At 66.9% G+C, this 20,737-nt stretch carries 21 protein-coding genes; 7 read left to right on the top strand and 14 right to left on the bottom strand.

Features of this window, described 5'->3' with window-relative positions:
• The 3 genes from BM150_RS23150 to BM150_RS23140 all read left to right on the top strand — a co-directional run.
• Positions 1-347, top strand: a 347-nt coding sequence (locus tag BM150_RS23150) for a transposase (protein ID WP_175496994.1), incomplete at its 5' end; no start/stop codon positions are given.
• Between the two features lie 66 nt (positions 348-413).
• Complete coding sequence (locus tag BM150_RS23145; RefSeq protein ID WP_092930115.1) at positions 414-623, top strand: hypothetical protein; 210 nt, start codon at positions 414-416, stop codon at positions 621-623.
• Between the two features lie 149 nt (positions 624-772).
• The gene (locus BM150_RS23140; RefSeq protein ID WP_092930112.1) at positions 773-1,189 is read left to right on the top strand and encodes a CBS domain-containing protein; all 417 of its coding nucleotides are present in this window, start codon (positions 773-775) and stop codon (positions 1,187-1,189) included.
• Between the two features lie 92 nt (positions 1,190-1,281).
• Here the strand turns inward: BM150_RS23140 and BM150_RS23135 are convergent, their stop codons facing one another.
• The gene (locus BM150_RS23135) at positions 1,282-2,304 is read right to left on the bottom strand and encodes a VIT1/CCC1 transporter family protein (protein WP_092930109.1); all 1,023 of its coding nucleotides are present in this window, start codon (positions 2,302-2,304) and stop codon (positions 1,282-1,284) included.
• Between the two features lie 331 nt (positions 2,305-2,635).
• Here BM150_RS23135 and BM150_RS23130 point away from each other — a divergent pair, with 331 nt between their 5' ends.
• The 3 genes from BM150_RS23130 to BM150_RS23120 all read left to right on the top strand — a co-directional run bounded on the left by BM150_RS23130 (position 2,636) and on the right by BM150_RS23120 (position 5,889).
• On the top strand, positions 2,636-3,850 hold the full coding sequence (locus BM150_RS23130; RefSeq protein WP_092930106.1) for a cobalamin-independent methionine synthase II family protein: 1,215 nt from the start codon (positions 2,636-2,638) through the stop codon (positions 3,848-3,850).
• Positions 3,851-3,972: 122 nt separating this feature from the next.
• Positions 3,973-4,929, top strand: a complete 957-nt coding sequence (locus BM150_RS23125) for a helix-turn-helix domain-containing protein (protein ID WP_092930103.1) — start codon at positions 3,973-3,975, stop codon at positions 4,927-4,929.
• An 81-nt stretch (positions 4,930-5,010) separates the two neighbouring features.
• Positions 5,011-5,889, top strand: coding sequence for an intradiol ring-cleavage dioxygenase (locus BM150_RS23120; protein ID WP_092930100.1), 879 nt, complete (start codon positions 5,011-5,013; stop codon positions 5,887-5,889).
• Between the two features lie 112 nt (positions 5,890-6,001).
• Here BM150_RS23120 and BM150_RS23115 read toward each other — a convergent pair whose 3' ends face one another.
• The 6 genes from BM150_RS23115 to BM150_RS23090 form a co-directional block, all read right to left on the bottom strand.
• Positions 6,002-7,618, bottom strand: a complete 1,617-nt coding sequence (locus BM150_RS23115) for a solute symporter family protein (protein WP_092930097.1) — start codon at positions 7,616-7,618, stop codon at positions 6,002-6,004.
• Entirely contained in the window at positions 7,615-7,959 is a 345-nt protein-coding gene (locus BM150_RS23110) for a DUF485 domain-containing protein (protein WP_092626899.1), read from the bottom strand. Before BM150_RS23110 ends, BM150_RS23115 begins: the two co-directional genes overlap by 4 nt.
• A 184-nt stretch (positions 7,960-8,143) precedes the next feature.
• Positions 8,144-9,832: a sodium/solute symporter gene (locus BM150_RS23105; RefSeq protein WP_092930094.1), complete on the bottom strand. Its 1,689-nt coding sequence runs from the start codon at positions 9,830-9,832 to the stop codon at positions 8,144-8,146.
• The gene (locus BM150_RS23100) at positions 9,829-10,179 is read right to left on the bottom strand and encodes a hypothetical protein (RefSeq protein ID WP_092930091.1); all 351 of its coding nucleotides are present in this window, start codon (positions 10,177-10,179) and stop codon (positions 9,829-9,831) included. Before BM150_RS23100 ends, BM150_RS23105 begins: the two co-directional genes overlap by 4 nt.
• Positions 10,176-10,967, bottom strand: coding sequence for a LytR/AlgR family response regulator transcription factor (locus tag BM150_RS23095; RefSeq protein WP_092930087.1), 792 nt, complete (start codon positions 10,965-10,967; stop codon positions 10,176-10,178). The genes BM150_RS23100 and BM150_RS23095 overlap by 4 nt, the downstream gene beginning before the upstream one ends.
• Complete coding sequence (locus tag BM150_RS23090; RefSeq protein WP_092930084.1) at positions 10,964-12,055, bottom strand: sensor histidine kinase; 1,092 nt, start codon at positions 12,053-12,055, stop codon at positions 10,964-10,966. The genes BM150_RS23095 and BM150_RS23090 overlap by 4 nt, the downstream gene beginning before the upstream one ends.
• 363 nt (positions 12,056-12,418) lie before the next feature.
• Between BM150_RS23090 and BM150_RS23085 the strand changes: the two genes are divergently transcribed.
• Positions 12,419-14,155 (top strand): GGDEF domain-containing protein, encoded by a 1,737-nt coding sequence (locus BM150_RS23085; protein ID WP_175496993.1) that lies wholly within the window; start codon positions 12,419-12,421, stop codon positions 14,153-14,155.
• Between the two features lie 208 nt (positions 14,156-14,363).
• Here BM150_RS23085 and BM150_RS23080 read toward each other — a convergent pair whose 3' ends face one another.
• The 7 genes from BM150_RS23080 to BM150_RS23050 all read right to left on the bottom strand — a co-directional run bounded on the left by BM150_RS23080 (position 14,364) and on the right by BM150_RS23050 (position 20,493).
• Positions 14,364-15,065: a cyclase family protein gene (locus BM150_RS23080; RefSeq protein WP_092930130.1), complete on the bottom strand. Its 702-nt coding sequence runs from the start codon at positions 15,063-15,065 to the stop codon at positions 14,364-14,366.
• Between the two features lie 301 nt (positions 15,066-15,366).
• On the bottom strand, positions 15,367-16,497 hold the full coding sequence (locus BM150_RS23075) for a cytochrome P450 family protein (protein WP_245755696.1): 1,131 nt from the start codon (positions 16,495-16,497) through the stop codon (positions 15,367-15,369).
• Positions 16,494-17,885 carry a cytochrome P450 gene (locus BM150_RS24820; RefSeq protein WP_245755695.1) on the bottom strand — a complete coding sequence of 464 codons (1,392 nt, stop codon included), beginning with the start codon at positions 17,883-17,885 and terminating at the stop codon, positions 16,494-16,496. Before BM150_RS24820 ends, BM150_RS23075 begins: the two co-directional genes overlap by 4 nt.
• The gene (locus BM150_RS23065) at positions 17,882-18,487 is read right to left on the bottom strand and encodes a GTP-binding protein (protein ID WP_092930078.1); all 606 of its coding nucleotides are present in this window, start codon (positions 18,485-18,487) and stop codon (positions 17,882-17,884) included. Before BM150_RS23065 ends, BM150_RS24820 begins: the two co-directional genes overlap by 4 nt.
• On the bottom strand, positions 18,465-18,827 hold the full coding sequence (locus BM150_RS23060) for a DUF742 domain-containing protein (protein WP_092930075.1): 363 nt from the start codon (positions 18,825-18,827) through the stop codon (positions 18,465-18,467). The genes BM150_RS23065 and BM150_RS23060 overlap by 23 nt, the downstream gene beginning before the upstream one ends.
• Positions 18,824-19,237, bottom strand: a complete 414-nt coding sequence (locus BM150_RS23055) for a roadblock/LC7 domain-containing protein (protein WP_092930072.1) — start codon at positions 19,235-19,237, stop codon at positions 18,824-18,826. The genes BM150_RS23060 and BM150_RS23055 overlap by 4 nt, the downstream gene beginning before the upstream one ends.
• Complete coding sequence (locus BM150_RS23050; RefSeq protein WP_245755694.1) at positions 19,234-20,493, bottom strand: ATP-binding protein; 1,260 nt, start codon at positions 20,491-20,493, stop codon at positions 19,234-19,236. The genes BM150_RS23055 and BM150_RS23050 overlap by 4 nt, the downstream gene beginning before the upstream one ends.
• Between the last annotated feature and the right edge of the window lie 244 nt (positions 20,494-20,737).

Raw genomic sequence — 20,737 nt, 5'->3', positions numbered from 1 at the left:
AGTTCCTCAAGATCCTGCGAAAACGATGGCCAGGCGAGAAGCTCTACCTCGTCTGCGACAACTTCTCCCCACACCGCCACCCTGCGGTGCGAGCCTGGGTCTCGAGCAACGACATTGAGCTGGTGTTCCTACCCACCTACGGATCCTGGCTGAACTGGATCGAATCCGAGTTCACCGCCTTGCGCTACTTCACCCTCGACGGCACTGACCACCGCAGCCACGCCGAACAAAACGCCGCGATCCGCGCCTACCTACGCTGGCGCAACGCCCGCGCCCAACCCAAGACCGGATTCGCCAGAGACTCACCCATCCGCACCTGGACCCATTACCCCACCAAGGTTGCCTGACGAACCACTAGCTCCGATCCCGGCCGCGGGCACGAGATCGCCCGGCACGGCCGGTTGACGCTACCGATGCCCGATCGGGAGCGGGAGCATGTGCTCACCGTCAAACGTGGTGAGATCACCGAGCTGCGGCGGGTACTCGACGACATCGAACGGGTGAGCGCCCGAGCGGAACGACTGCTGTCCGAGCGGCGGACGCCGCTCCCGGCGGAGCCCGATCACGAAGCCGTTTCGGCATGGTCGATACGGGCACAACGATCCCACTGGGGATGGATGTGACACCGCTTGCTCGCTCACCGACCGGCAACCCGGATACGACTGTGGCGTTTGAGCACCACAACACGGGGAAACACTCGAGAAGGACATCCTGATGTGGCCGGGTGGGAAACGTCCCGGAGCACCCGGCGGGAAGACACCGGAGGTGAACGATGGGCACGGTACGAGAAATCATGCACCCGGGGGCCGACTGCGTACGCACCTCGGAGACCGCGGCCGACGCCGCCCGGCTCATGGCGCGTCTCGCGGTCGGCGCACTTCCCATCTGCGGCGAGGACGACAGGATCAAGGGCGTGGTCACGGATCGGGACATCGTGATCAAAGTGGTGGCCGAGGGACGGGACGCCGGGACGTTCCCGGCGGGTGATCTCAACCAGCAGGAGGCCGTCACGATCGGCGCCGACGATTCCACCGACGAGGCGATGCGCGTCATGAAGGAACACCGGATCCGGCGCCTTCCCGTGATCGACGGGGAACGCCTCGTGGGCATGATCACGGTTGCCGACATGGCACGCACCATGCCGGAGCCCCGGGTCGGAGAACTGGTCGAGTCACTGTCCGAGGCGTGAAGCGGGTGAAGTCCCGTGAACAGGACACGGAAGTTCGCGAGAACGTCCCCTCGCGGGCTCGCGCGATGGGGCTCGAACTCACCCGAACGGAGTCAGGAAGCGGTCACCCCGAACACCAGCCCCAGCAGGAAGGTCATCACCGCTGCTCCGGCTCCGATGGCGAGTTGACGCAGGGCGCGCGGCAGCGGGGCGGCTCCGGACAGCACCCCCACCGTGGCTCCGGTGAGCAGCAACGCCGAACCGCTCAACACCGCGGCTACCAGCACGGCGAGCAGGCCGTGGAGTCCGAGGAGAAACGGCAGTACCGGCAACAGCGCCCCGATGGCGAAGGCCGCGAAACTGGAGGCGGCGGCTTTCGCACCACTGCCGACCACTTCCCCACCGTCGGGCTCCTCGCCCGCCGGATGCTGTTCCGGAGGGGGTCGGCGCAGCACCACTTCGGCACGTCGTTCGGCCTCCGCGGCCGACATGCCACGTGCCCGGTATACCAGGGCGAGTTCATTGGCGTCCACGTCCAGTAGCGGCACCGCTCCGTCAGCGGTGTCGTCGGGCTTTCCCGCCGCGATGAGTTCTCGCTGCGAGCTCACGGACACGAACTCGCCCGCGGCCATGGAGAGCGCTCCGGCCAACAGCCCGGACAATCCGGTCAAAATTACCAGGGTGGTGCCCGCCCCTCCCCCGATCACACCGAGCACCAGGGCGAAATTGCTGACCAGACCGTCGTTGATGCCGAAAACGGCCGCTCGGAGCGTTCCGGACATTCGTGCCCGGCCCTGTGCGGCCAGCGCGCGTACCACTTCGCCGTGCACACGCTCGTCGGCGGCCATGGCCTCGGTGGCGTCGGCGGTGGACTCGTAGTTGGAACGGGTTTCGGCGCGCTGCACCAGCGCCAGCACGAAGATCCATCCGAATCCGCGAGCCAGGAAGGCCAACACCCGCATTCGGAACGTGGCGCGGCGCGGCTCACCGACGTACTCCCCGAGCAGGCGCCGCCAGTGCTCGGCGTGACGCTGCTCGGCCTCGGCCAACCGCGACAGGATCTCCCGTTCCGTGCCGTGCCTGCGGTCGGCGAGCTCACGGTAAACGGTGGCCTCGGCTCGTTCGTCGGCCAGCATCCTGCGCCAGGCCCGTAGTTTCGCGGCGGATGGCGGGGGGCTGTCGGCGGCGGGCTGCTCGGACACGACATCGAGGATGCCACCCGTAGTGGAAGCGGGCCGGTCGAAGCCCGAGCCGGAAGAGGCCCGATCCGAAAAGAAGCACGGCCCGAAAAGAAGCACGGTGCGTTCGACGAGGAGTTCCGGTCCGGACCGAAAGTCCGTACGCAGCGGTCCGCCCCGAAGATGCGGGGCGTGACACGCCGCGGCACGGTAACCAGCACGGTTGCCGATTCGGGGTTCCGGGGTAAGCATGGCGCTCGCAGTAGCCCCCGAGTGGAGGACCGCAGCCATGCGTTCGAGCACAGACCGAATCCTCACCACCCAGGCTGGAAGTCTGCCGCGTCCGGATGAACTCATCGAGCTCAATCGTTCCCGGGCCGAGGGCGGTATCGATGAACAGCAGTACCACAGCGGAGTGAACCAGGCCGTCACCGAACTGGTGGGACGGCAACGCGGTGCCGGAATCGACCTGGTCGGGGACGGGGAATTCGGCAAATCGGTGAGTCAACGGGTGGACTACGGAGCCTGGTGGTCGTACTCGTTCCAACGGCTCGGCGGTCTGGAGCTCGCCGATTCCTCGCTGTTCGAGACGAGCCACGGGGGACGGCGAGCCACCGAAGAAGTGGCCCTGACCAGTTTCGGGAATCGACGGGACCGTGTCAGGTTCGCCGAAGCATACGCTGACCCGACAGCGGGTGTGGAGGTCTCCACCAGTCCGATGAACTTCCCCGTGTGCCGAGGGCCGCTGACCTACGTCGGCCACGAAGCGATCAACGCCGACATCGCGAGGTTCAAACGTGCGCTGCGGGCCAACGGCCTGGAGGAAGGCTTCATGACGGCGATCGCCCCGGCGAGCTGTTCTCGGATCGGCAACGAGTACTACGACAGCCAGGAGGAGTTCCTCTACGCGTGCGCGGAGGCGATGCGGGAGGAGTACAAGGCGATCATCGACGCCGGTCTCATTCTGCAGCTCGACGATCCCGCCATCGCGGAGAACTGGGACCAGGTGAATCCGGAACCATCCGTGGCGGACTACAAGCGGTTCACCATGCGCCGCGTGGAGGCGCTCAACCATGCGATCCGTGATCTGCCCAAGGACCGCATCCGGTTCCACCTGTGCTGGGGCAGCTGGCACGGCCCGCACACCACTGATCTGCCGATGCGCGATCTCGTCGACGTCCTGCTCTCGATCGATGTGCGAGCCTACTCGTTCGAGGCGGGCAACGTCCGCCACGAGCACGAGTGGAAGGTCTGGCAAGACGTCACTCTGCCGGACGACAAACTGATCTTGCCCGGTGTGGTCAGCCACGCTACCAACGTGGTCGAGCACCCCGAACTGGTCGCCGACCGCATCGTGCGGTTCGCGGAATGCGTGGGGCGTGAGCGAGTGGTGGCCTCCACGGACTGTGGACTGGGTGGACGGGTCCATCCGCAACTGGCCTGGGCGAAACTGGAGTCGCTGGCACAGGGCGCGGAACTGGCGACCGAACGCCTCTGGCCCTGAGCGCGTGACAGCAGCGGCGCTTCCTCCGCCGCTGTCGCGGAGGAAGGCGTCGCGGTTGCGCTGTTCGGGCACGGAAACCTCGGAACCGTTCACGACAGCGGACGACTAACCTAGCATCGCCGATGATGGACATCTCCGGTTCCCAGGATGCGCTGTCGCTCTCGGACGCGGAACGGGAATGGCTGATTCGTTGGACGAGACTGCCGTCCACCTCGCAAGCGGTCGCGCTGCGCTGTCGCATCGTGCTGGAGTGCGCACGCGGGCTGTCCGACGCGAGCGTTGCCCGCGAAGTCGGAGCTTCCGCGCAGGTGGTCGGCAAATGGCGGCGACGCTTCCGCCAGGGACGGCTCGCTGCGTTGAAGGACCGGCCCCGTTCGGGGGCACCACGGTCGATCTCGGAGGAACAGGTACAGACGATTCTGGAGGCTGTACTGACCGAACCACCGCCGAACGGCGTCAGGTGGACCAAGCGCGCGCTGTCCAGCCGGGCCGGAGTGTCCCCCTCCTCGGTGATGCGAATTCTGTACCGACTCGGCATCAGCACCGCACAAACCGGTCGAACGAACGAAACCACCAGGAACGCCCCCTGGACGGCCCTCTACCTCGCTCCGCCGGAGTCGATCATGGTCATGGCCTTCGACGAGAGTCACGATCCCGACAACGGTGCGGGCAGGGTTTTCCCACCGGCTCCCGGTGACCACGACGTGGTGCTGCGTACTGAACTGGCGAACCGCCTCTCCCACCCCGCCGGAAACGACAGTTCGGGGAATCTGGTGCGGTTCCTCCGCGACCTGGAGAACCGAAAATTCGACAACCGCGACATCCACCTGATCTGTCACGGTCACGGAACTCGCAAGATCGAGGCGATCCGCCGCTGGCAGGAACAGCACTCCGGACTGCACCTGCACTTCACACCGGACAAGGAACTGTGGCTCCGGCTGGTGGAGCGCTACTTCACACCGCTGCTCACCTCCACCGTCTCCGACGGACGGTCACCGCTCACCGTGTTCGCGGCGGAGCTGCGCCGCTGGTCGCGGCAACGTGGCAGGGCGGACACGCTCACGTGGTTCCATCCTTGAGCGGAAAAGTCACATCGGGAAACACGAATTTGTGGTCCGCTCCGCCACGGAGGGCGATCACGGTCGCCTACATTGCCCGCCATGACGGAACGACAACCCGACGACGAGCACGAAGCGGACCAGTGCGGCACGACACGACGCACCGTTCTCGCCGCGTTCGGTGGTCTGGGAATCGGCACGCTCGCCGCGGGAACCGATCGGGCGCCGGCGAACGCGACCGGAGCCGCCGAGGCCACCCAGTCCGGCGGGCGATTTCAACCCTCCTGTGTGCTGGCACCGGAGCAGATGGAAGGTCCCTACTATCTGGACTACCGGATTCTCCGAAGGAACATAACCGAGCACAAACGCGGCATCGACCTGCTGCTGAACATCGTCGTGGTGGACGCCTCCAGCTGTGAACCGCTGCCCGGGATCGCGGTCGACATCTGGCACTGCGACGCGCTCGGCGTCTACTCCTCCTACACCGAGTACGACGACGGCGAGATCCCACCGCTGGACGAGACCGGGCACGCCGAGCCGACCGACCACACCACGTGGCTGCGTGGTGTGCAGCTGACCGATCGACGCGGTTTCGCGAATTTCCGCAGCATCGTGCCCGGTTGGTACCGGGGGCGGACCACACACATCCATATCAAGACGATCACCGGCGGACACCGCGAGGACGGCAGCTGGCGGGGCGGGAAGACCTCGCACACCGGCCAGCTCTACTTTCCGCGGGAATTCAACGAACGCCTCGCCCGCACCGAACCGTACTCGCACAACACCGTCCCACGCACCACCAACGCCGAGGACCTGCTGTACAACTCGGGTGACGAGGGCCCGATGACGCGATTGCGGATCGGGCGCGTGCCGGTCGGATCCGTCCGACCGGCGATCAGCGCTTCGATCGTGCTGGGCATCCACCCGGAAGCGACACCGCCGCCGGAGGGGTTGCCCCCAGGAGCGCAGCCACCGGGCTGAGCGAAGTTCGAGGAGGCCCCGACACGCTTGTCCGGGCCTCCTCGATCGCGCCGTCCGAGCACCCGGCGGTCGAGCCGCGGAGTGCTCGGACGACTCGGCTGGGAAGCTTCGCTCAGTGGGAGGAGGCTTTTTCCGCCCCGGCGCCGGTCAGGGAGCGCACCTCCATCTCGGCGTACTTGGCCTCGTCGTGTTCGCCGGAAAGCACGGTGCCGAGCCAACCGAGGAAGAACGAGGCCGGGATGGAGACCAGACCGGGGTTCTCCAGCGGGAACCACTGGAAGTCCACGCCGCTGAGCATGGCGGTCTCACTGCCGGACACAGCGGGCGAGAACACGATGAGCAGTATCGCGATGCCCAGACCACCGTAGATGCTGCACAACGCACCGGTGGTGTTGAACCGCTTCCAGAACAGCGAGTACAGAATCGTCGGCAGGTTCGCCGAAGCGGCGACCGCGAAGGCCAGGGCCACCAGGAAGGCCACGTTCTGGTTGCGGGCGAGGATGCCGCCGACGATTGCCACAGCACCGATCACCACGGCGGTGATCCGTGCGACGCGGACCTCCGCCTGCTTGTCGGAGACCTCGCCCTTCTTGATGACGTTGGCGTAGATGTCGTGCGCGAAAGAGGCGGACGCCGTGATCGTCAGTCCCGCCACCACCGCGAGGATGGTCGCGAAGGCCACGGCGGAGATGAAGCCCAGCAGGACCGAACCACCCAGCGCCTGGGCCAACAACGGTGCCGCGGAGTTGGAGGCTCCCGGGGCCTGGCTGATCGTCTCCGGTCCGACCATGGCGGCCGCGCCGTAGCCGAGCACCAGGGAGAACAGGTAGAACAGCCCGATCAGGAAGATGGCCCAGACCACGGAACGACGCGCTTCCCGTGAGGTCGGGACGGTGTAGAACCGCATCAGTACGTGCGGCAGACCCGCCGTGCCGAGCACCAGTGCCAGTCCCAGCGACAGGAAGTCCAACTTGCTGATCTCGGAGGTACCGTACTTCGCCCCCGGTTCGAGCAGTCGCTGTCCGTCGGCACCGGCCTTGTCCACCGCTCCCTGCAGCAGGGCCGAGAAGTCGAAACCGTACTTGGCGAGCACCCAGAGGGTCATCGCGGCGGCACCGGTTATCAGCAGTCCCGCCTTGATGATCTGCACCCAGGTCGTCCCCTTCATACCACCGACGAGGACGTAAATGATCATGATGACGCCGACGACGGCGATCACCAGGCTGACACCGACCGGGTTGCTGATTCCCAGCAGCAGTGACACCAGCACTCCGGCCCCGGCCATCTGGGCCAGCAGGTAGAAGAAGCTCACCGCCAGTGTCGAGGTCGCGGCGGCCGCCCGCACCGGACGTTGGCGCATCCGGAAAGCGAGCACGTCACCCATGGTGAACTTGCCGGTGTTGCGCAGCAGTTCGGCGACCAGCAGCAGCGCGACGAGCCAGGCCACGAGAAAGCCGATCGAGTACAGGAAGCCGTCGTAGCCGTACAGCGCGATGGCACCGACGATCCCGAGGAAGGACGCCGCGGAGAGGTAGTCACCGGAGATGGCTATCCCGTTCTGCGGACCGGAGAACGCTCGCCCGGCGGCGTAGTAGTCCGAGGCGGTTTTGGTGGTGCGACTGGCGCGCAGCACCACGACCAGGGTAACGACGACGAAAGCGACGAATATACTGATGTTGATGACGGGATTGCTGCCCTGCAGCCCACTGCTCTGCGCCAACTGGGTCATTCCGACCTCCCCTCGATCTCCTCACGGATCCTGCCCGCCACCGGATCGAGCCGCCGGTTCGCGAACCGCACGTAGATTCCGGTGATCACGAAGGTGGACACGAACTGCAGCAGTCCCAGTACCAGACCAACGTTGATGTTGCCGACGAGCTTGATCGACATGAACCCGTGGGCGTAGTCGGCGAGCAACACGTACAGCAGGTACCAGCTCAGAAACAGCACGGCCACGGGAAAGACGAAACCGCGCAACCTGCGGCGCAGGGCCACGAAGTCCGCGCTGGCGTGGGCCTCCTTCCACTGTTCGACCGTGGGGTCACGGGACTCGGACTCGTCGGTTGTCACGAGCGACCTCCTCACACGAAAGAGTGACTCAAGGCACACTAGGAAGAGCGCGCCGTGTTGGGGAGGCACGTGGGACGAATGGGCGAACCGTGCGACGAGCGGTGGATGAGCGGGGCGACGAACGAGACGAACGAGACGCTTCCGGAGAGGACGACGCGGGCGACGTGGAATCAGTCGCCGGTACTCACCGCCCGGATTCCGGCGTTGTCCGTTGGTCCAGATGCAGCCGCAGCATGGCCGACCTGGACCGCGGGGAGGCACCGCTTCGCAGTGAGACCAGCACCATCGTGCCGAAGGCGAGCGGTACCGCCCACGGCGCCGGTTGAGCCAGCAGAATCGCCCACCAGCCACGCAGCTCCGGACCGAACAGCGTCACCACGATTCCGGCCGAGGAACCGAGCAGTCCGACCAGTACGCCGCTGACAGCGCCCGCCGCCGTGAGCCGCCACCACCAGATCCCCAACACCAGCAGCGGGCAGAAGGTCGCCGCCGCGAGTGTGAACGCCCAGGTGACCAGAATGTTGGTTTCCAGCGGAGCCGCGAACAGCGCCAGCAGGATGACCACCGCGGCCGCGAGCAGAGCGGTACCGCGCAGTCGCCCCAGCCCCCCGGGCGCGAGGTCGTGCGAGACGGCTCCCGCGAGTACCAGTAACAATCCCAGCGAGGTGGCCAGGAACGCCGCGAACGCACCACCGGTCAACAGCACGGTGAACAGCGTGCCCACCCAACCGTCGTCCACGCGCGCGGGCAGCGCCACCACCACCGTGTCCGTTCCCCCGGACAGGTAAAGCCGCGGCAGCAGCACCCTGCCCAGAGCCCCGTAAACACCGGGAAACAGGTAGAACACGCTCAGCAGCCCCACCGTCAGAGCAGCGGTCCGACGCGCGGCCGCCCCATCGGGGGTGGTGTGGAACCGAACCACCACGTGCGGGAGCCCCATGGTCCCGAACATGGTGGCGATCAGTACCGCCCAGGTTCCGAACAGCGGATGTCCGGCATCGGCGACGTCCAGCAACGGAAGTCGCCATCGCTCTCCTCCCGGACGACCACCGGAACCGACGTGCGGCACGGGCTCGCCCGCCGGGAAGACGAGAGTCCGGCCCGCCCGCACCCGGTGCGTGCCCGGCTGCAGCACACGGTCACTACCGCCCGGACGATGGATCCGCGTCGGCTCGGTGATCCGGAACGTGACCCCGATGCGGAACTCCACACGGGTCCGTTCCTCGAAGCGTTCGAACTCCACGGGTCGCAACGCCTGTTGCCGGACGTCGGCTCCGGCGTGAACCGTCAACCACACGGCAGGCACGGCGAACAGCAACAGCTTCAGGCAGAACTGCACCGCCTGCACGTAGGTGGCCGCCCGCATCCCGCCGAGCGCCAGGGTGACGCTGATGACGACCCCGGCGACGACCACTCCGACCCAGTACGGCGTGGCGCTGACCGCGCTGAGCACCAGTCCCGCCGTGCGGAACTGCGGCACCAGGTACAGCACCGCGATCAGCAGCACCACCACGGCAGTCAGCTTGCGCAGCGCGGTGGAGGACAACCGGGCCTCGGCGAAATCGGGGACCGTCAACGCTCCCGAGCGCCGCATGGGGGCGGCGACCAGCACCAGCATCGCCACATAACCGGCTGTGAATCCGACGGGGTACCAGAGCGCGCCGGGCCCGTCCTTGACCATCATGCCCGCGATCCCCAGAAACGACGCGGCCGAGAGGTACTCACCGGAGACGGCGGCCGAATTCAGCAGCGGCGAGACCTGCCTGGACGCGACCAGGAAGTCCGAGGTGGTCCGCATCGCGGCGACGCCGCGCACTCCGACGAACAGGGTGAGCAGCACCACCGGCGCGACCGCCAGCACCGCCACTGTCATCGGTGCCGCTCCAGCAGCTCGGCACGCCGCAGCTGCCGCCACGCCAGCAGCACCATCGCCGGGAACGGGACGATCACCGGGATCAACCAGGCGGCCGGAATCCCCGCCAGCCGCGACGAGGTGACCATCGGCAGGTAGGCCTGCACCAGGGGAAGACCGAACACGAGCAGGACCAGCCCGGACAACGTGATCGCCCCGCGAAACCGCTGGGCGCGGTAGAGCCGGGTGGCCCGTTCCAGCTCGGCGGGCCCCAGCGGCGGCTCGCTCCAGTTGGTCCGTGAGACCCGTCGGACACGAGCCATCCGGGTCTGCGGACTCATGACCGGAACCCGTTTACCCTCGCTCATCGGCTTCCCCGGGACGCACTACCCAGCTCGACCCGTTGGGCCTGGTGCAGCAGCTTCTCGCGCAGTTCGCGCGCGTGCCGTCTGCTGACCGGGACATCACCGAGCTCGGTGTGCGCCACGAGACCACCCGCCGAGTCGCTGCGCAGCTCCTGCACCGCCTGCAACGCGACCAGAAAGCTGCGGTGCACTCGTTGGAAACCGGCCGAGCACCAGTACTCCGCCAGCCGTGAGATGGGCATCCGCACCACGTGCTCCCCCCAGGGGGTGTGCAGTCGGACGTAGTCACCGTCGGCGGACACGAAACGCACGTCACCACGGCGCACGTACTTGGTGCGACCGGCGGTTTCCACCGGCAGCGCGGGCATCGCGTCGGTCACCGGAACGTCCTGCTGTGAATCGGCGGCATCACCGGGGGAGGCCACCACCCTGCTCACCTTGGCCAGTGCCGCGGCCAGCCGTTCGGCACGTACCGGTTTGAGCAGGTAGTCGACGGCACCGATGTCGTATGCCGTCACGGCGTGCCCGTCGTAGGCCGTGACGAACACGATCACCGGCGGAGAACTCAGCCTGGTCAGCAGTGATGCGAGTTCGATGCCGTCGAGGCCGGGCATCGATATGTCCAGGAACACCACGTCGAACCGGTCGCTCTGTATCAGTTTCAGTGCCGCCAACGCCTCGTCGGCTCCCGTCACCTCGGCGACCTCGGGAGCGGCCCGCAGCATCTCGCGGAGCTCGTCCAAGGCGGGGCGAACGTCGTCGACAGCCAGCACTCGAAGTCCTCTGGTCATCGCGGCACCACTCCGGGTTGAAACATGGGCACCCGGAAAATCACCTTTGTCCCCGCCCCTCGCGCGGTCTCCACGACCAGGCCGTACCAGGCACCGTAGATGGATCGCAACCTGCGATCCACGTTGGCCAGGCCGACACTGTTCTCGGAACCACGACCGGCCAGTATCTCCTCCGCGTCGGTCGGGTCCATGCCCACTCCGTCATCCTCCACACTGATCACCAGATCGCTTCCGGCCGCCTCACCGGAGACCTGCACGAGGCCGACCCCGTCGGCTCCCCCGACGAAAGCCGGTTGGATCCCGTGCCGCACCGCGTTCTCCACCAAGGGCTGTAGTACCAGGTAGGGCACGGACACGGCCAGCACGTCGGGCGCCACACGGATCTGTACCCGCAGGCGACTGCCGAGCACCGCACGCTGCAGCGCGAGGTAGGTCTCGATGGCGTGGAACTCGTCGGAAACGGTGGCGTACTCACGGTTTCGCGCGAGCCCGTAGCGGATGAAATCGGCGAAATCGAGCACGAGCTCACGGCTGCGATCCGGCTCGGAGCGGATGAGAGAGCCGATCACGGTCAACGCGTTGTAGACGAAGTGCGGGGATATCTCGGAACGCAACGCACGCAGCTCGGAACGCGCTGCCTGCTCGGCGGTGCTTTCCAGCCTGCCGCGTTCCAACGAGTCCTCGATCCAGTCTCCGGCCCGGCTCACCGCGGACACCGACACACGACCGCTGACCAGCAGCACCCCCACGAGCTCAGCACTCGAGTGGAGCGGAACGGCGGTCAGCGGCGGTCGACCGTGCCGCGTCTCGGTGTGCAGCACTTTGTCGATCAACTCGGCCGCGCCTCGCGGATCGTTCGGAGTTCCCGCCCGCGCCCATTCACCGGACAGCCCGGTCAGCACCACCGCCCGGGCACGAAGCAGTCGCCGAAGATCCCGTGCGGCCGCTTTGACCCCGGTCCCGTTCAGACCTTCCTTGAGGTTCTTCGTAATGCGGTGCGCCGTGGCCACGCTGGTCATCGGATCGGGCGCTGACCACCCGGTCCGAGGCTCCGCGAAGCCTGGTGCTCGATCGGCGGGCACGGGCATGAACGCTCCTAGCACTGTCGAGACGGCCCGCCGGATACTAGTGCTTCGGCCACCCCCATCCGAAAGATGTTCATCGGACTCGGTCACCGAGACCTCGGGCGTGCTGTCCGTAGCTCCCGGAGGGGAGACGGTAGCGCCCTCGGGAGCGGTGGGAAAGGAGATTCCGGGCGGAATCTCGGTCCGGAACGATTCCGCGGAGTTCACTGCGAACACGCACGGAGGCGACGATTCCAGCTTATCGGAATATTCCATCCGGTGTGACGGGCACGAATTGATCCGGTCACAGGTATTCTCATGATCGCGACGGGGCGTAAAATGTACCGGCCGCGATCTCCGGACCCGTTCGCCGCAGGCGGAGGATTGATGACCAGATATTTTCCGCTGGTGTCGGCACTGGTGTGCTGTTACGTGGTGGCTGTGATCGCCGTTCTGGGATCCGGAGTACTCACCGCGGAATCAGCGCTGATCGTCGACGACGTGGCACAACTGATCAGTGGTAGTGGAGCGACGTTCGCCTGCTGGTGGCAAGCTCGGCACAACCACGGCGGTCAACGGCACTGGCGGGTGCTGCTGGGGTTCGGTACCGCGGGCTGGACCGCCGGCATGGCGGTATGGGCCTGGTTCCGCACCTTCGCCGACACACCGTTGCCGTCGCCATCGCTGGCCGATGTCGGTTTTCTGACCCTGCCGGTGTTCGCGTTGCCCGCCCTGTTGGTGTTCGCCGAGGACGGTCGACCCGTCAAGGGAATCACGGCGCGTTCCGCCCGAGCGGCGGCCCGCACCCGCGCCGTCCTCGTACTGGACGGCCTGATCGTCACCGGCTCGCTGTTCCTGTTGACCTGGGCGACCGCGTTGGGCGCCGTGGTGCGTTCGGGAGCACCGACCGCGTTGGGATTCGTGGTGGCGGTGGCGTACCCGGTTACCGATCTCGTGCTCGTGGTGATCGTCGTACTGCTCGCCTCCTTCCGACGCGCCCGCAACAGCCTGCGGTTGTTGCTGCTGGGTTCGGGCCTGATCGCCCTGTCGGTCTCCGACAGCATCTTCGCCTACCTGGTCAGCAGCGGCGCGGCCAGCATGAACCCCCTGTTCGACGCGGGCTTCGTGGCAGGACCGGCACTGATCGCGTTGGCAGCGATCGTCCCCGACGATCACGAAGCCGCGTCCGGGCACGAATGGCGGGAGCGCACCGTCGACTGGGCGCATCTCATGCTGCCGTACCTGCCGTTGATGGTGGCGGCCTCCTACACGACCGTGAAAACCGTGCTGGGAGCCGGAACGGACGACCTCGAAGTGGTCGGAGTCTTCCTGCTGTTCGTGCTGGTCGTCCTGCGACAGCTGGTAACTCTCATCGACAACGCCAAGCTGCTGGAGAAGGTACGGAACACCCAGGAGGATCTGGCCCATCAGGCTTCGCACGACCCGCTGACCGGACTGGCGAACCGCACGCTGCTCTACGAGAGACTGCACGACAGCATCACGCGCAGCAGCCGGACGCACTACCCGTTCGGACTGCTGTACCTGGATCTCGACGGCTTCAAGGCGGTCAACGACACCTTCGGGCACTCCGCGGGGGACACGCTGCTGCGCGCCGTGGCCGACAGGCTCCGCGAATGCGTGCGGGCGGCCGACACCGTGGCCCGACTCGGCGGGGACGAATTCGCCGTGCTGGTCGCCACGGAACGCAGGCAGGAGTCCGAGCTGGTCGGCGGGAGGGTGCTGGCGGCACTGCAACGCCCCTTCACGGTCGAGGGCCGAAGTCACACGATAGGCGGCAGTCTCGGGATCGTGCACTGCCCGGTCGACGAGGAGATCTCGGCCCAGACACTGCTGCATCACGCCGACGCGGCGATGTACGCCACGAAACAACGGCGCAAACAGCGGGGCGGCGAAACACCGCCCGAGGGGGCCGCCCCCGCCGACGACGAACCGGCCGGCTCGGGGGCGGTGGAAGAGGGAATGATCCGTGCTGCTCCGTCGGCTCACGACGAGCGGCCGGGTGCCGGAGCCCACTCCGTCCACGATGGCAACACCGCTCCGGGCGATCCCGCGGTTCCGGACGACCCCAATGTTCCGGACGACGGGATCTCGCTGCACAACTGATCTCGTCCCGCCCGTGCACAGTGGCTCCACGCGGCTGGGACCACGACGCGGAAAGCTGAGACTAGCCGCTACGAATCAGCTCGTGCGAACCGTAGTGGGCTGAACCGGCCACTACCCCGCGCGAGCAGCCGGTGGGCGCTTCGGGAAGATCGGGGAGACGACCGGAGCACCGCCGTCTCCCTTCCATGAATCAGTCCCTCCGCCTGGCTCAGTGTTTCGGCAACAACCCGAACACCGTGGACGTGGCCCCCGAACCGTTGCGATGAGCGGGCCCGCCCGCCAACACCCAACCGCCGGTGGTGGGGAGACGTTCCAGATTCGCCAGAACCTCCAGACTGATGCGGTGCCGTTTGTACAGCATCAGCGACACCCGGTACTGGTGGTCCGTTCCGACATCGGGGCTGAAGGTGTCGGTACCGAGGGCCCCGCGATAACCGAGTCGACCGGTTTCCAGCAGCCAACTCACCGCCTCGGGGGAGAACCCGGGGTGATGCATCCGGCCCTGTTCGTCGAGGTTGCGGAAAGCCGGGGTACCCCATTTTTCCTGCCAACCGGTCCACAGCACCACCGCGGCGTTTCGCGGAATCGGACCGTGCCGCCGTTCGAACCGCCACAGGTCCTCCACCGTGACAGCGTGGTCGGGATCCCGTTCGGCCTCGCGACGAACATCGATCTTGATCGCCGGAAGCAGCAGGTCCTCGGGGTCCAACTCGTCGGCACCGGGTTCACCCGCGTTGAAGTGACAGGGGGCCCCGAAGTGCGTCCCGGTGTGCTCACCCTCCTGCACGTACTGCAGGTAGAACCCGTCCTGTTCGAGCGTGGCCACGGTGCTCAGGGTGAATTCCGGATCCCCCGGATAAATACTGGTCGTTTCCGGATCGTTGACATGCGAGAGGTTCACCAATCTCATGTCGCCCGGGTCGAATCCCGGCCGGCGACCTCCACCACCGGACTCGGCGCGAGCGGAACGCGCCAACCCGACCGAGGCGGCCAATCCCGCACTCCAACTCACCAGTTTCCGCCGTGCGAACAAACCATCCGTCCCTTCCGGAAGAGCTGTCGATCACTCGTCCGATGTCGTGAGACGACGAGATCCGCTCACCGCGAGCACGCTCGTCGTGTCCGAATCGGACATCGTACCGGCCGTGCTCGTCCGACAGCGCGGCACTACCGAGGGGCAGCACGACACCACCCGACGAACACGGCGGGGCTCACGCGACAGGGGCCGCGCCACGCGGTCGCGGAAGTCCGTCCAGCATCACCGGCAGGGTGGCGTGTCCGTTGGCGATGAAGCCTCCTGCGGGCCGGAGTTCGGAACCCCCGACCGCGAGTCGCATCCCGGGAAAGCGCTCGAACAGGGCGGGCAGCGCGACCTCTGCCTCCAGTCGCGCCAGTGGTGCGCCGAGACAGTAGTGCGCGCCGTGCCCGAACGCCAGGTGATCCCCGTTGTCCGGCCGAGTGACGTCGAACTCGTCGGGGCGCTCGTAGCGCTCCGGATCACGTCCCGCCGCGGCGTAACCGGCCAGGATGGGCTCACCGGCGCGAATGACGACACCGTCGAACTCGATGTCCTCGACGGCGTACCGCAACGGAACGTTGGCCAGCGGCGCCTGCCACCGCAGTGTTTCGGTGACCACCTGCTCCCAGGAAACGGAGCCTTCGCGGACCATGGCCAACTGGTCGGGGTGGCGGAGCACGGCGGTTATCGCGTGGTCGAGCAGATTCACGGTGGTCTCGTGTCCCGCTCCGATCAGCAGGATCAGCGTGTCGACCAGCTCACGCTCGTCGAGCCGGGACTCGTTCTCGTCCCTGGCCCGCAACAGCACACTGGTCAGATCATCGGCGGGCTCGGCGCGTTTGGTCGCCACCAGCTCATTGAGGAGTGTATAGAGTTCGTACTGGGTGGCCTGCACCTGCTCGGGTGTGGCCGAGGTGTCGAACACACCGTCGACGACGCGGCGCAGTGCGGGGCGGGCATCGTCGGGCACACCGAACAGGTGACAGATCACGGAGATGGGCAGCGGATAGGCGAACCGCTCGCGGAGATCGACACCGCCCCGCGTGGGCAGGGCGGCCAGCTCGTCGAGCAACTCGTTGGTCTTCGTTTCGACGAAGGGACGCATCGCGGCGATCCGGCGCGGGGTGAACGCCTTGGAGACCAGCGAGCGGAGTCTGCGGTGCTCCTGCCCGTGCGCGGTGAACATGTTGCGTACCGCGACCCAGCTCGCCAACGCCCAGTCATCGGGGATCTCGCCGTTGATCCAGCTGGGCCAGTGTTGGCGGGGATCCTTGGAAACACGGTTGTCCGCGAGTAGCTCCCGTAATCGCCGGTGACTGGTCACCGACCAAGCAACCACTCCCCCAGGTAGTTCAACGCGCGCCGCGGGGCCTTGGTCACGGAGCCGGCGCGCTTCGGTGTGGACGTCGTCTCCGGTGGGATCCAGGACGTGTGGGCAGGACGATTGCTCCATCGGCCGCTTTCTCCAGGTGTCTCGTCACGACTGTCGGTCTCCTGGACAGGCGGGAAGTGCACCGGCAGCGCGGTCAGAGCACGGTGGAACGGCCCGGGTCGCCACTCCAACTCGTCGGCGGGCACAGCCAAGTCCATGTCTGGCAACGTATCCAAAATGGTCTCGATCGCAACAGAGGCGATCAATCGGGCCGTGTCTCTCGCCGGGCAGGTGTGCGGACCGGCGCTCCAGGCCAGATGTGCCCGGTTGCCGTCGCGGCGGGTGGAGCGCAGGGCGGGATCGGTGTTGGCCGCGGCTATACCGATCACCACGGGCTGGTTCGCGGGAAGCGATCTGCCCGCCAACTCGACCTCGCGTGTCGGGTAGGTGATGGCGTAGTTGGCCAGCGGCGGTTGTTTCCAGAGCACTTCGTCGATGGCGTCCTCCACCGGTAGCCGTCCTCCGGAAAGATCGCCCGCGAACCGGTCGTCGGCCAGCCACAACCGCAGCGCGTTCGTGATCAGGTTCTGCACCGGTTCGGCACCGGCACCCATGAACACCACGAGCTGCTGCACCATCTCCTCGTCGTCGAGATCGGCCTCGTGCTCGAGCAACCAGGTGGTTATGTCGAACGAGGGCTGCTCGCGACGCAGTGCGATCAGCTCCGCGATGCACTGGCCGAGCTCCCGGTTGGCCCGTTCGGTGTCGATCCCGTCCCACAGGGCGGTCATCGCGTCGACCATGCGGGTGGTCAGTTCCGGGGGACTGCCGAACAGCCTGTTGAGCACCAGCAACGGCAGCACCCGGGCGTACTCGGCGAGCAGGTCTGCCTTCCCTGCGGGACCGAAGTCCCGGATGAGGCTCTCGGCGCTCTCGGTCACGTACCGACGCAGCGTCACGGAGTCGACCCGGCTCAGGCTGTCGGTGATCGCCTGCCGCAGCCGGTCGTGCGCCGGGCCGTCCTGGAACAGCACATTGTCCCGGTACATCATCATCGCCACGACCGGGCTGTCGGCCGGCGCCTCACGCTGCCACGCACGAGAGTCCTTCGGGAACGTCTCGGGATCGCGCAGCACCGAAAGGGCGGTCTCGTGATCGAGCACGAGCGTGGCGGGGACTCCCGGAGCGAGCTCTACCGAGGCGAGTGGCCCCTGCTCGCGCAGCTCGGCGTACACACCGTCGGGGTCGGCGGCGAACGCCTGATCGTGGATCGGCGTGGGGTCGGCGTGCATCGGACAACCGGACAGCACTGCTGTCTCGTCCCGGTCGGTTTCGGTCATGCGGACTCCTGGGCGTGTTGCAAGGGTGAGGCGAGCACGTGCTCCACCAGGGAGATCATCGCTCGCGCGGTGGCGGAGCGATCACGAGCGTCACAGGTGACCAGCGGAATCTCGGGCAGTAAGTCGAAGGCCTCACGTAATTCCTCGTGGGAGGGAATGTCGACACTGTTGAAATCGTTGATCGCCACTCCGTAGGGCAGTCCCCGCTCCTCCAGCACGCTGATCACGTCGAAGGACTCCTCGAGGCGTGCCACATCCGCCAGCACCAGCGCCCCCAACGCCCCGTGGGCGAGGTCCTCCCACATCGACAGGAAACGCTGCTGGCCCGGCGTGCCGAACATGTACAGCACCACCCTGTCGCTCAGCGTGCGACGGCCGAAGTCGAGCGCCACCGTGGTGGTGGTCTTGTCCGTGATCCCGTGCAGATCGTCGACGACCGCACCGTCACGGGTCATCGTCTCCTCGGTGTGCAACGGCTCGATCTCGGACAACGTGTTGACGAAGGTGCTCTTGCCGACCGCGAACGGCCCCACGACCAGAACCTTGACGGCGGTACGGACGCTGTCCGGCAGATACACCTCACCGGAGGGCTCTGAGCCCATCAAGCACCTCCTGCAGTAGTTCGCGGTCCGGCCCGTGCTGCTGCCACTCGGTCGACAACGTGGCCAGATGCCCCTGATCCACCAGATCCGCCACGAGCACCCTGGTGACGCTGGCCGGTAATTCGAGATGGGCCGCGATCTCGGCGATCGACAACGACCCGCCGGAGCACAGCCGCAGGGTCCGGCGCTGCTCCGGCGAGAGCAGCGCGGGATCGGCATGCCGTGTGGCCTGGATGAGCGTGGTGAGGTCGAGAGTGTTCCTGGTCGGGTGAGCACGTCCCCCGGTGATCAGGTAAGGGCGTACCAGCGACTCCCGATCTCGCCGGCGAGGCGGACTCATGATCGGTCACTGTCCCCGGATCGGGGCAGGGTTCCCAGTTCGGATCCCAGCTTCTGCACCACCGCGTGGAACCGCTGGGTTGCCGGCCCCATGTCGACCTTCTTGGTGGTCGACACGCCCATGTAGGCATGGGGACCGGCGGCGATGAGAAAGATGTAGCCCGTGTCGAACTCGATGAGCGTCTGGTTCCACGTGGGCTGCGCGCCGCAGAACTCCGTGGCCGCGGCGGAGGAACCGCGCAGCGAGGCCAGACACGCCGCGAACCGGTCGGCGTCGGCCTCACCGATGTCTCCCGTGGCCGTGATCACCAATCCGTCTCTGGCTAAGACCACGGCGCTGCGTACCTCCGGCAGCAGCACGTCGTCGAGCATCCAACGGAGTTCCGGGCGCCGGACGGTGTTCGTACTCATGCGTGGGGATCCTCATCCTCGTTCTCACCAACGGACACGGCACTGCTGGAGTCACTGGCCTGCTGCCAGGCAGCCAACCCGGCGGCGCTGTCGGAGTCCGCCGGCGGTGCCGAGTCGGGTTGTGCCGCGGTGGTTTCCCGTGTCCTGCGACTGCGTTTGGGCAGTCCTCCCGAAGTGCGCTGCCGAGCACGGGTGGACTGCTCGTCGTCGCCGGCCGACTCGGTGGCCGCCTCCTGGCGAACTTGGCTCTCTTCGGGGGTCTCGATGTGGGTCAGCAACTCGTTGGGGACGAACACCACTGCCCGCATCCCGCCGTAGAGCGGTGGAGCGTCCACGGAGACGGTCAGTCCGTAACGGACGGCCAGCAGCCCGACGACGGCGAATCCCACGCGGGGCGGATCACCGATCTCGTCCAGGGCGATCTCCTGCTTCGACAACAGCCGTTCGGCGCGGCGCCGTTCCTCCAGCGGCATGCCGACTCCCGCGTCGTCGATCGTGATGGCGACGCCGTTGTGGGCGTGCTGCACCCCGACCGCGACCTGGGCGTACGGCGGGGAGTAACGCGCGGCGTTGTCCAGCAGCTCCGCCACCAACAGGACCAGCGGTTCCACCACACGAGTGATAACGCCGAGATCGCCGACGGAATCGCCCTGTGTGCTGGGGCTGTAGGCGCTCACGGAGATGCGCTGGTAGTCCCTGATCTGCGACTGGGCACCGCGGAGAATGTCCTGCAGACTCGTCGCCGAACGTTGCTGTCCGATCCAGGCCCCGAACAGCACGGCGAACCCCCGCAGCCGCCTGCTGAGCTGGGAACCGGCGTGGTCGATGGTGTAGAGATCGGCGAGCACATCGGCGTCGTCGTGCCGGTGCTGCATGTCCGACACCGCCATGTGCTGTTCGGAGGCCAGCCCGCGCACGGTGTCCAACACACCGGTCAGGGTGCGTCGTGAGGAGTGTTCGGTGTGCTCGCGAGTGGCACGCACGATCCGCTCGATCACGTCGACGAGCTCGGCGAGCGAGTCGGAGGCGAACGTGCCGTCCTCCTGCCGCAACGGACCCGGCACCGGTGCGCTCGACATCCCGTTGAGGGATTCGGCCAGCGCGGGCAACCGCTTGGTCCTCAGGTGTTCGAGCTCGGCGAGATGCTGCTCACGCTCCCGAACGAGCTCCATTATCCGCTGTCGCTGGCGCGCGATGGCCGCCGCACCTGCTACCGCCAGGGCGGTCAAACCGGCGGCGCCCGCCGATCGCACCACCGACGCGACACTCCAACGGTGGCGGGGCGAGGTCTTTGGGTGTTGTGTTGTCATGCGTCCCTCGTGAACGAACGTGCGGGGCACCATGCGTCATGGCAGCCACGGAGACGACACCGCCGTCGCCGGAGCTGGTCCGCACCCGGCGACTTGAGATCCACGATGGGCTCGCCCGGCACAACTCCGGCGCGGTGAGGTGGTCGCGGGCAAGATCGTACGCAACCACCGGAATCACTCCTAGCGGCGG

Source organism: Actinopolyspora alba (genome assembly GCF_900112765.1).
Lineage (GTDB): Bacteria > Actinomycetota > Actinomycetes > Mycobacteriales > Pseudonocardiaceae > Actinopolyspora > Actinopolyspora alba.
The sequence above is the reverse complement of the archived record's forward strand: the minus strand, read 5'-3'. Positions and strand labels throughout refer to the sequence as shown.

What these genes read in the sequence shown, in the direction of transcription:
- BM150_RS23145 (WP_092930115.1), top strand. Translation starts at nt 414, where the DNA reads ATGCCCGATCGGGAGCGGGAGCATGTGCTCACCGTCAAACGTGGTGAG.
- BM150_RS23085 (WP_175496993.1), top strand. Translation starts at nt 12,419, where the DNA reads ATGACCAGATATTTTCCGCTGGTGTCGGCACTGGTGTGCTGTTACGTG.
- BM150_RS23065 (WP_092930078.1), bottom strand. Translation starts at nt 18,487, where the DNA reads ATGGGCTCAGAGCCCTCCGGTGAGGTGTATCTGCCGGACAGCGTCCGT.
- BM150_RS23080 (WP_092930130.1), bottom strand. Translation starts at nt 15,065, where the DNA reads ATGAGATTGGTGAACCTCTCGCATGTCAACGATCCGGAAACGACCAGT.
- BM150_RS23100 (WP_092930091.1), bottom strand. Translation starts at nt 10,179, where the DNA reads ATGAGCGAGGGTAAACGGGTTCCGGTCATGAGTCCGCAGACCCGGATG.
- BM150_RS23125 (WP_092930103.1), top strand. Translation starts at nt 3,973, where the DNA reads ATGATGGACATCTCCGGTTCCCAGGATGCGCTGTCGCTCTCGGACGCG.
- BM150_RS23130 (WP_092930106.1), top strand. Translation starts at nt 2,636, where the DNA reads ATGCGTTCGAGCACAGACCGAATCCTCACCACCCAGGCTGGAAGTCTG.
- BM150_RS23120 (WP_092930100.1), top strand. Translation starts at nt 5,011, where the DNA reads ATGACGGAACGACAACCCGACGACGAGCACGAAGCGGACCAGTGCGGC.
- BM150_RS23060 (WP_092930075.1), bottom strand. Translation starts at nt 18,827, where the DNA reads ATGAGTCCGCCTCGCCGGCGAGATCGGGAGTCGCTGGTACGCCCTTAC.
- BM150_RS23095 (WP_092930087.1), bottom strand. Translation starts at nt 10,967, where the DNA reads ATGACCAGAGGACTTCGAGTGCTGGCTGTCGACGACGTTCGCCCCGCC.
- BM150_RS23140 (WP_092930112.1), top strand. Translation starts at nt 773, where the DNA reads ATGGGCACGGTACGAGAAATCATGCACCCGGGGGCCGACTGCGTACGC.
- BM150_RS24820 (WP_245755695.1), bottom strand. Translation starts at nt 17,885, where the DNA reads ATGACCGAAACCGACCGGGACGAGACAGCAGTGCTGTCCGGTTGTCCG.
- BM150_RS23135 (WP_092930109.1), bottom strand. Translation starts at nt 2,304, where the DNA reads ATGCTGGCCGACGAACGAGCCGAGGCCACCGTTTACCGTGAGCTCGCC.
- BM150_RS23105 (WP_092930094.1), bottom strand. Translation starts at nt 9,832, where the DNA reads ATGACAGTGGCGGTGCTGGCGGTCGCGCCGGTGGTGCTGCTCACCCTG.
- BM150_RS23115 (WP_092930097.1), bottom strand. Translation starts at nt 7,618, where the DNA reads ATGACCCAGTTGGCGCAGAGCAGTGGGCTGCAGGGCAGCAATCCCGTC.
- BM150_RS23090 (WP_092930084.1), bottom strand. Translation starts at nt 12,055, where the DNA reads ATGCCCGTGCCCGCCGATCGAGCACCAGGCTTCGCGGAGCCTCGGACC.
- BM150_RS23055 (WP_092930072.1), bottom strand. Translation starts at nt 19,237, where the DNA reads ATGAGTACGAACACCGTCCGGCGCCCGGAACTCCGTTGGATGCTCGAC.